Here is a 2,234-nt window from a genome sequence, read left to right on the forward strand (position 1 = left end):
TGCCAGGTGTGCACCTCGCCGTCGCCCGCGGCCGCGGTGACGCGCTCCCCGTCCGGGGCGAACGCCACGCTCAGCACGGCGCCCCGGAACCGTTCGTACCAGAGCGCACCCCTGGTCCAGCGGGTCACGCCGCCGGTCGCCGTGGCGACGGCGACGGTGCGGCCGTCCCGGGACACGGCCAGGTCCAGCGCCGTGTCCCCGAGGGAGCGGTACTCCCCGGTCAGCCTCCTCGTTTCGGGGTCCCACACCGAGAGGGTGCGGCCCTCCATCCGGTACAGCCGCGTCCCGTCGGGGCTGAACGTGACACCGCCGGGGCCGAACTCGCCCGAGGTGGCCAGCTCCGCCCGGCCGTCCCCGGTCTCCGGGTCCCACAGCCGCACACCGGGGTCGGACTGGCTGGACGTGGCGAGCCGATCGGGGGAGAAGGCCACGGTGACCGGGTCCGAGTGCGCCTCGTGCCGGGCCAGGCGTTCCGCGGCGACGTCGGTGCCGCCCGGGCGCCACAGCTCGAACGCGCCGTCGGCGTAACCGACGGCCAGCCGGTTTCCGGAGGGGTTGAACGCCAGGTCGTAGATCAGCGCACCGCTGCCGGGCACCCGGCCCAGTTCCGCGCCGGTGTCCGGGTCGCGGATGCCGAGGCCGAGCGGATCGGTGACCTCGAGGGCCGCCACCGCGTCACCGTCCGGCCGCCACACGACCTGGAACGCCCCCGGCAGGGTCCGCAGCAGCCGCCCGCTCGGCACCTCCCAGATCCGCACGCCGTCGACCTCGTCCGACGCGGTGGCCAGGCGCGAGCCGTCCGGGGAGAACGCCACCTCCCGGACGTCCTCGTCGCTCGGGGACAGGTCGAGACCGAGCGGGCGGTTCGTCTCCGTGTCCCACACCGCGACGCCGCCGTCGGTCCCGCCGACGGCCACCAGGCCGCCGTCCGGGCTCACGTCCACCGAGAGGGCCCGGTCGAATCCCGAGTCGACGGAGACCGCCGACGCCAGGGACGGCGCGGACAACAGCGCACCGCGTGCCTCCGTGGTGTCGGCGGCCTGCCAGGCCCGCAACGCCAGCCGCTTCGTTCGCAGCGGGTCCGACTCGGCCACCAACCGGGACTGCGTCGCCAACGCGCGGGACTCGGCCTCGGCCCGCCGGTCCTCGGCGGTCCGCTGGGCCCGCAGTGCCACGCCACCGGAGACCAGGGCAATCACGAGCAGTGTGGACAGTCCGGCGACCAGCCCGCGCAGGCGGCGGGTGGCCCGCTGCTCGGCGCGGGTGCTCGCGCGCAGGAACGCGCGCTCGGTGTCGGTGAGGTCGGTGGCCTCCCGTGCCCACTCGGTGGCGGCGGCCAGCCGGGCGCCCCGGTACAGCGCGCTCTCGTCCCGGTCGGACTCCCGCCAGTACCGGACGGCGTCGTCGAGCCGCCCGCGCAGGACGAGGTCCGCACGGTTGTGTTCCACCCAGTCCCGCAGCCGGGGCCACGCGGTGAGCAGGGCCTCGTGGCTGAGCCGGACGGTGTCGGCGTCGGCGGTCACCAGGCGGGCCGCGATCAGCGGATCCAGGACCTCGGCGGGCAGTTCGTCCCGGTCGGCCTGCCGCCGCACCTCCTCGTTGGTGTCGGCCACCGTCACCATCCGCAGCAGGGCCGACCGCAACCGCCGCTGTTGCGTGGCGTCCAACGAGGCGTGGATCCGTTCGGCGGTGTCGGCGACGGCGTGGTCGATGCCGCCGGTGGCGACGTAGCGGGAGACGGTGAGCGGCCCGCCGTCGCGGTGCTGCCAGGTCATCCGCAGCGCGTGCGCCAGCAACGGCAAGGAGCCGGGGTCGTAGTCGCGTCCCTCCCGCACGCCGAGGTCGGCGAGCAGCCGATCGGGCAGGGTGGGCTCCACCTCGACGCCCGCCCGCCGTGCGGGCTCGGTCACCACGCGGCGCAGCTGTCCGGCGTTCATCGGCCCGACGACGACCTGCTCGGCGAGAGCGGGCGCCAATGGTTCCAGCCGGGTGCAGTGTTCGTAGAAGTCCGCGCGCACGGCCACCACCACCAGGGCGGGTGCGGCATGCGCGAGCGCGGTGGCGAAGGCGGTGCGCTCGTCGTCGTCGGTGCAGTGGGTGAACAACTCCTCGTACTGGTCCACCACCAACACCAGCCGCGCGTCGTCGCCGGGGTCGGATCCGACCCCGGCGCGGGCGGCCTGCCGGGCCACGGCACCGAATTCGGCGGGGTCGCGGCGCAGCGACGCGGCCAC

1 protein-coding gene is annotated in these 2,234 nt (G+C 75.5%); it reads right to left on the reverse strand.

Annotation, left to right across the window (positions count from 1 at the left end):
* Positions 1 to 2,234: nSTAND1 domain-containing NTPase (locus tag SACPADRAFT_RS0202820; protein ID WP_028662167.1), on the reverse strand; the 2,234-nt coding region annotated here is incomplete at both ends.

The sequence above is a fragment of the Saccharomonospora iraqiensis subsp. paurometabolica YIM 90007 genome, assembly GCF_000231035.2.
Classification (GTDB): domain Bacteria; phylum Actinomycetota; class Actinomycetes; order Mycobacteriales; family Pseudonocardiaceae; genus Saccharomonospora; species Saccharomonospora paurometabolica.